The organism is Kitasatospora sp. MBT63 (assembly GCF_000710465.2).
GTDB lineage: Bacteria > Actinomycetota > Actinomycetes > Streptomycetales > Streptomycetaceae > Kitasatospora.
The window spans coordinates 5,707-11,914 of the sequence record NZ_JAIZ01000342.1; the positions used below are offsets into that span (position 1 = coordinate 5,707).

Annotated in this window: 5 protein-coding genes and 2 pseudogenes; all 7 read right to left on the minus strand. The window is 73.8% G+C overall.

Going from position 1 to position 6,208, the window contains the following annotated elements; all coding sequences use genetic code 11:
• Nucleotides 1-266 (minus strand): annotated as a pseudogene (locus tag AA75_RS52165) (sporulation protein); the annotation flags it as partial.
• 153 nt (nucleotides 267-419) lie between these two features.
• On the minus strand, nucleotides 420-1,316 hold the full coding sequence (locus AA75_RS20335) for an MOSC domain-containing protein (protein WP_033821563.1): 897 nt from the start codon (nucleotides 1,314-1,316) through the stop codon (nucleotides 420-422).
• A 226-nt stretch (nucleotides 1,317-1,542) separates the two neighbouring features.
• Entirely contained in the window at nucleotides 1,543-2,220 is a 678-nt protein-coding gene (locus tag AA75_RS52170) for a DUF6643 family protein (RefSeq protein ID WP_051812865.1), read from the minus strand.
• Nucleotides 2,221-2,507: 287 nt separating this feature from the next.
• Nucleotides 2,508-2,951 carry a large conductance mechanosensitive channel protein MscL gene (gene mscL, locus AA75_RS20345; protein ID WP_033821576.1) on the minus strand — a complete coding sequence of 148 codons (444 nt, stop codon included), beginning with the start codon at nucleotides 2,949-2,951 and terminating at the stop codon, nucleotides 2,508-2,510.
• 207 nt (nucleotides 2,952-3,158) lie between these two features.
• Nucleotides 3,159-4,358 carry a DegT/DnrJ/EryC1/StrS aminotransferase family protein gene (locus AA75_RS20350; RefSeq protein WP_033821564.1) on the minus strand — a complete coding sequence of 400 codons (1,200 nt, stop codon included), beginning with the start codon at nucleotides 4,356-4,358 and terminating at the stop codon, nucleotides 3,159-3,161.
• A complete protein-coding gene (locus AA75_RS49555; RefSeq protein ID WP_051812867.1) occupies nucleotides 4,355-5,887 on the minus strand; it encodes a hypothetical protein in 1,533 nt (510 codons plus the stop codon). The genes AA75_RS20350 and AA75_RS49555 overlap by 4 nt, the downstream gene beginning before the upstream one ends.
• Nucleotides 5,887-6,208 (minus strand): annotated as a pseudogene (locus tag AA75_RS20360) (GNAT family N-acetyltransferase); the annotation flags it as partial. The pseudogene AA75_RS20360 and the gene AA75_RS49555, both read right to left, overlap by 1 nt.

A 6,208-nucleotide genomic window follows, 5' to 3' on the forward strand; every position in this document is an offset into this window, starting at 1 on the left:
ACCACGCCGTGGACGGCCGCGGCGGCCGTCACGGTCAGCGGCACGCCCGAGGAGGGCACCAGCCGGACGGTGCCCGGCCCGTCCGCGGCGAGCAGGGTGACCGCCTTGTCGAGCACGACCGTCTCGCGGAAGGTGCCGGGCCGCAGGGTGAGCGTGTCACCGGGCTCCGCGGCGGCCAGGGCTTCGCCCAGCGTCTCGTACTCCCCGGCGCGGCGGCGCCAGCGGGAGCCGCTGTCCTGCGTGACCCGGACCCTGTGCTCAGCCATGACGGTCTGTCGTCCCCACCTTCGTCGAGGCCTGCGTGCCGCCCCACCGTAGCGTGCTCCGCCCGCCGGGCCCGGCCGCTCACCGGTTCAACGAGCGAGCGGGTGCGCGGTTCCGGACAGCGGACCGGTGCTCGGTGTCCGCACCGCCCGGGCTCAGTCGTCCTCGGTGTGGCCGCCGTGCTCGAGGACCGTGAGGCCGTCGCCGAGCCGGACGGTGCCGAGGTGGTCGCCGTCCACGCCGGCGGGGCGCTCCGGGACCAGCTGCACGCCGAAGATCAGTTTCTGGCCGATCCGGTGGTGGCGGCCGAGCGCCCGCAGCGGTTCGGGACCGCGTCGCACGCCGGTCTCCTGGTCGGTGGTGGTGACCACGCAACGGGCGCACAGCTTGGCCACCCGGAAGGAGACCTCGCCGATCCGGATCCGCCGCCAGGTCTCCTCCTCCCAGGCCGCGGTCCCGTCGATCACCAGGTTGGGCCGGAACCGCTCCATCGGCAGCGCCGCGCCCTTCATTGGGTCGTCCGGGTGGTCGGCGGCGATCCGCCGGTTCAGCTCGGCCAGTGAGGCGGTGGTGGTGAGCAGGAACGGGAAGCCGTCGGCCATGCTGACCGTCTCGCCGGGCAGCGCGTACTTCGGCTTGATGGCGCGGCTGGTGTCCGGGCGGTCGAGGTGGACCAGCCGCAGGTGGTCGCCGAGCCGTTCGCCGAACCAGAGCTGGGCCTCCTTGGCGGCCTCGGCGGCGCCGAAGACGGTCCCGAAGATCTCCACGTCGGCCGGCGGGGCGCCGTGCGCGGTGCGGGGGGCGGCGATCTCGGTGCTGACCCCGTCGGGGTCGGTCATCACCAGGCCGCCGCCGGCCGCGGGGACCGCGCGGAAGCGGGCCAGGCCGGGGAGGTCGCGCTGGGTGACCGCGCGGCCCTGCTCGTCGACCAGCATCCAGCGGCGGTCGCCGGCCAGGCCCCAGGGCTCGACCGGGGCGCTGCGCGGGCTCAGCCGGTAGGTGGACTTCACGGGGTACAGGTGGAGACCGGTCAGCTGCGGCATGGCCCCCATCCTGCCAGTCGCGGTGGCGGCCCGGAACCGCGGCCGCCGGGGTGGGAGGTGTGCGACCGGCCGGTGCGGCCGGGATCCCGTCCGTGCACCCGGGACGGGCCGGCCCGGGTGTGCGAGGGCCGCCCGCGCTCCGCGATGCTCGCGGTGCACGGGCGGCCCCCGAGGTCGACCCTGCGCCCTGCTCCCGGCCCCCGCCGCCCTCGTCCGGCGGGGGTCAGGGCCGGGCTCAGCCGGCCTGGGGGTACTGCGGGTACTGCGGCTGGCCGTACTGCTGCGGCGCCGGGCGGACCGGGGCGACCGGCGCGGCGGGCCGCAGCTGGTTGCCGCCGAAGCTCTGGTCGCCGAAGCTCTGCTGCTGCGGGGCCTGGGCGAAGGTGTTCTGACCACCGAAGCTCTGACCGCCGCCGAAGCCCTGGCCGCCGAAGGTGTTCTGGCCGCCGAAGCTCTGCCCGCCCACGCCCTGCGGGGCCTGGGCGAAGGTGTTCTGGCCGCCGAAGCTCTGGCCGCCCTGGCTCTGGTAGCCGCCCTGGTACGCCGGCGGGGCCTGCTGGAAGCCGGGCGCCGAGGCGTAGCCGGTCATCGGGGCCTGCGGCGCCGGGTACACCGCCGGGGTGGCCTGGACCGGGATGTGAGTGGTCATCGGGCCACTGCTCGGGCCGGGGCCGAGCGCGAGGCGGGCCGGCGGCAGCGCGGGCAGATTGCTCGCCGGGCTGTCGAACGAGGGGGCGTAGCTGCTCTGGTACGAGGAGCCGTAGCCGGTGGCCGGGGGCAGCGCCGCCGGCACGTTGATGGGCGCGATCTGCGGGACGCCACGTTCCGCGACAAGGCTGTCGTAGATGGGCGTGCCGGAGCCGAAGGACGGAGAGGGGTAGCCGACTCCGTCGTAGGAGCGGGGCGAGGTCATGGGGCATACCGTAAGCCCACAATGTGCCTGCTGAGGAGAGTGGAAGGCAGGGGAGTTCAACTGTTTACACAGTCTTCGCTCGAACAAACGGCTCGAAAGTGGGAAGATCCGACATTTCGGCACCCGATTTCGGCCACTCGAGGTTTCTGACGGGTAGTCGAACGCTAATCGAACGGCCCATGGCGGGTGCCGGTCCGCCGGACGCCGCCCGGCGGCCCGGACCGGTCCGCCGAGCAGGCCTGCGCGGCCGTCGGCCCAGGCCGCCGGCCGGACGGGGAGATCCCAGGTCAGCGGCTCTGCAGCGGCTGCGCCGGCAGCCCGCGGTGGCCGGTGAGCTCACTGGTGCAGAACGAGCAGCGGGAGGCGGCGGCCGGAATGCTGCTGAGGCACTCCGGGCAGTCGGTCTTCGCCACCGGGACGGTCCGCACCGGGTTGAACCGGTCCTGCAGCTTGCCGACCGGCACCACCACCGCGAAGTAGATCACCGCGGCCACCAGCACGAACCCGATCAGGGCGTTCAGGAACGCGCCGTACGGGAAGGTGGTCCCGGCGACCGCGAAGGACTCCTTGGAGAAGTCGCCGACCGCGCCGGTGGCGACCCCGATCAGCGGGGTGAGGAACGCCGTCACGAACCCGGTGACGACGGCCGTGAAGGCCGCGCCGATGACGATGCCGACCGCGAGGTCGACGACGTTCCCGCGCAGCAGGAAGCTGCGGAAGCCCTTGAACACCGAGTGCTCCAAATCGTACGGGGGCAGGCCTCCTGGCGGCCTGCCGCAGACCCGGGCCGTCCCGGCCCGGCGCGCCATCCTCCCGATACAACAGGCTTACGGTCCAACCGAGTTCACCTGATTCGGCTAAGCGCCGAACCGGCGTTCGCGGCTCGAAGACGCGTGCCGCCGGGCGCACCGGCGCCCGGCGGCACGGCCCCGGCGGGCTCAGTGACCGGCGGCGCGCAGACGCTCCGCATGCGGCCGGACCTTCAGCACGGCCCCGGCGACCCGGCGGACGGTGGCCGCGTCCATGTGGGTCCACAGCGGCACCGTGAGCACCGAGTCCGCCAGCCGGTCGGTCACCGGCAGGTCCTCGGCCTGGCCCAGGTGCGCGTACGACTGCTGGCGCTGCACCGGCGGGTGGAAGTAGCGCCGGGTGTCGATGCCCTCGGCCTTCAGCGCCCGCGCCAGCTCCTGCGAGCCCAGGCCGAAGGCCTCGGCGTCCAGGATCAGCGTGAGGTCCTTGAAGGTCGACACGTCACCGTCCTCCGGCAGCGCCAGGCGCAGTCCGGGCACCCCGGCCACCTGCGCCGCGAACTCCTGGACCAGGGCGCCGCGGTGGGCGACCCGCTCGGGCAGGTCGGCCAGCCAGGCCAGGCCGACCGCCGCGTGCAGCTCGCTCATCCGGGCGTTCAGCCCGGGGAAGAGGGTGTTGTAGTCGCCCGGGTTGCCGTAGTCGCGGCCGGTGCGCAGGGTCTCGGCGAGCGCCGCGTCCCGGGTGGCGACCAGGCCGCCCTCGCCCGCCACCGCGACCTTGGTCGGGCTCATCGAGAACACCTCGGCCAGGCCGAAGTTGCCGATCGGCACCCCGCGGCGGCGGCTGCCGAAGCCGTGCGCCGAGTCGTAGACCAGCGGCACCCCGGCCGCGTCCGCGACCGTCTGCAGGTCCTCCACCTGGCAGGGCGTGCCGTAGACGTGGGTCGCCATCAGCGCGGCCGGCCGGTCGGCGGCCTTCAGCCGGGCCTCGGCGTCGGCCACGTCCAGGGTGATGTCCTGCTCGCGGGCCTCGGCGAAGACCGGGGTGCCGCCGGCCCAGTGCGCCGCGTGCGCGGTGGCCGAGAAGGTGAACCCGGGCATCACCACCGGGCGGCCGCCGCCGACCCCGGCCGCCTGGAGCACCAGCATCAGCCCCGCGGTGCAGTTGGAGACCGCCACCACGTGCGGGACGTCCAGCAGTTCGGCGGCCCGCTGCTCCAGCTCGCGCACGGTGGCGCCGTTGGTCAGCTGGCCGCTGTCCAGGACAGCGCCGAGGCGCTGCAGCAGGGACTCGCGCTGCGGCACCAGGACGCGGGTCAGCGGCAGCCCGTCCGGGAACTCCGGGGTGCCGCCGAGGGCGGCGGGCAGTGCGAGGTCGGTGGTGGTCATGTGGTTCGATCCCCCCTGGGACGAGGTGGTGAGTCCGGCCCGCCGACGCGGGCCGGGTGTTCGTGGGACACGCTCTGCTCCGGGCGCGGGCCCCACTGTCCGGGCGGCACCCGCCACACCGGCGCCCGGGAGCGCTTGGTGGGCGCGGCCCGCGCCGACTCCGGCCGGGGCACCGCCAGCAGCACCAGGAACAGCGGCAGCACCTGCACCCGCTCCCGGGAGAGGATGCCCATGTTGTTGATGGTCGAGAAGGCCCAGCAGAACAGCAGGGTGTAGACCACCGTGTAGGCGATGTAGGAACGCTGCAGGAACAGCCTGGGCAGCTGCCGCAGGTGCGGCCAGCCCCGGATGAACATGATCAGCAGGGCGAAGCACTCGACCGACTGGATCAGGTTCTGGATGTTGGAGGCCTCGAACGGGAAGGGCCGGAACAGCACGCTGATCACCGCGACCGGCAGCCCGCTCGGGTTGAGGCTGAACTGCGGGGCGACGTCGTCCGCCGGTGCCGCGTTGATCACGGAGGAGCCCTGGGAGGTCCGCCGCGAGGTCTCCGACAGCACGTGGTTGAGGCTGTCCCCGTTGGCGCCCTCGGTCCCGAAGAAGGTGGAGACCTGCTGCAGCATCAGCATCACGCCCGCGCCCATCACCACCACCGACAGGATGGTGCGCAGCGGCCCGAGCGCGCTGACCTGCTGCGGCCGCTTGCGCAGCACGTACGCCACCGACAGCCCGGCACCGGCCAGCACGGTGACGTGCGGGCGGACCATCGCGGTGCCCAGCGAGCCGAGCGCGATGCAGACGAAGGCCCCGAACCGGCGGTCCAGCAGCCGGGCCACCCCGTACGTGGTCAGGCCCAGGCACAGCATCATCCAGGCGTCCTTGCCGATGCTGGACGGCCAGAACAGCAGCGAGGGCAGGAAGAACACCAGCTTGGCGTAGCGCCGGGAGTCCGCCTCAGGGAAGGCGATCTGCACCGCCCGCCAGAACAGCAGCAGCCCCCAGAAGCCCATCCAGGAGAACACCAGGAAGCCGCCGATCAGGGTCGGCCCGGTGATCGCGTAGACCACGCCGGTGACGATGATGATGAAGCCGGTGCCGGCCACCTTCATCCCCAGGTCGTAGTGGACGCCCTGGCCGAGCAGGTCGGCGCTGTCCAGGTACTCGGCGAGCGCGCTGCCCTTCTGGTGGTACATCTTCGAGTCGGCCGCGCCGCCGTACAGCACGAAGGCCATCAGGTAGCGGGGGAAGGCGCAGAACAGCTTCAGGCCCATGGCCAGCATCAGCAGCTTGAACACCGCGGGCTCGGGGTTGGCGGCGGCCACCCGGGCCAGGATCGGGGTGCCGATCGCCATCAGCGCCGGCGCCACCAGCAGGGCGCCCCAGGTGTCATAGCTGGTGTGCACCATCGCCACCACGAACAGCGTGACGTAGCCGATCACCAGAGCGGCCGCCACCGCGGTGGGCCAGTGCACCCGCTGGGCGAGGGCGCGCAGGTCCGGCCGCCCGAGGGCGGCTGCCGGACGGTCCATCAGAAGACCTCCAGGTCGCCCAGGCTGAACCGCCAGTCGGCCAGGGTGCGTTCGGCGGGCAGCGGGGCGAGCGGACCGCGCGCGGCCAGCGTCATCCCGGTGCGGGGGGCGGTCAGGTAGCCGCCGCGCAGCGCGGCGGCGGCCGCCTCGGTGCCGGGGGCGAGATGGGTGGCGGCGTGGTCGCAGCCGGCCGCGGCGGCGGCCCGCAGCAGCCGGGCGGCGGTGCCCCGGTCGCCCGGTCGCACGATCACGTCGGCGAGGGTGAACTCGGTCAGCGGACCGCGTCTGCGGGGGCGGCCGAAGGCGATCCCGGCCAGCTCG

What these genes read in the sequence shown, in the direction of transcription:
- AA75_RS20350 (WP_033821564.1), bottom strand. Translation starts at nt 4,358, where the DNA reads ATGACCACCACCGACCTCGCACTGCCCGCCGCCCTCGGCGGCACCCCG.
- AA75_RS20335 (WP_033821563.1), bottom strand. Translation starts at nt 1,316, where the DNA reads ATGGGGGCCATGCCGCAGCTGACCGGTCTCCACCTGTACCCCGTGAAG.
- AA75_RS49555 (WP_051812867.1), bottom strand. Translation starts at nt 5,887, where the DNA reads ATGGACCGTCCGGCAGCCGCCCTCGGGCGGCCGGACCTGCGCGCCCTC.
- AA75_RS52170 (WP_051812865.1), bottom strand. Translation starts at nt 2,220, where the DNA reads ATGACCTCGCCCCGCTCCTACGACGGAGTCGGCTACCCCTCTCCGTCC.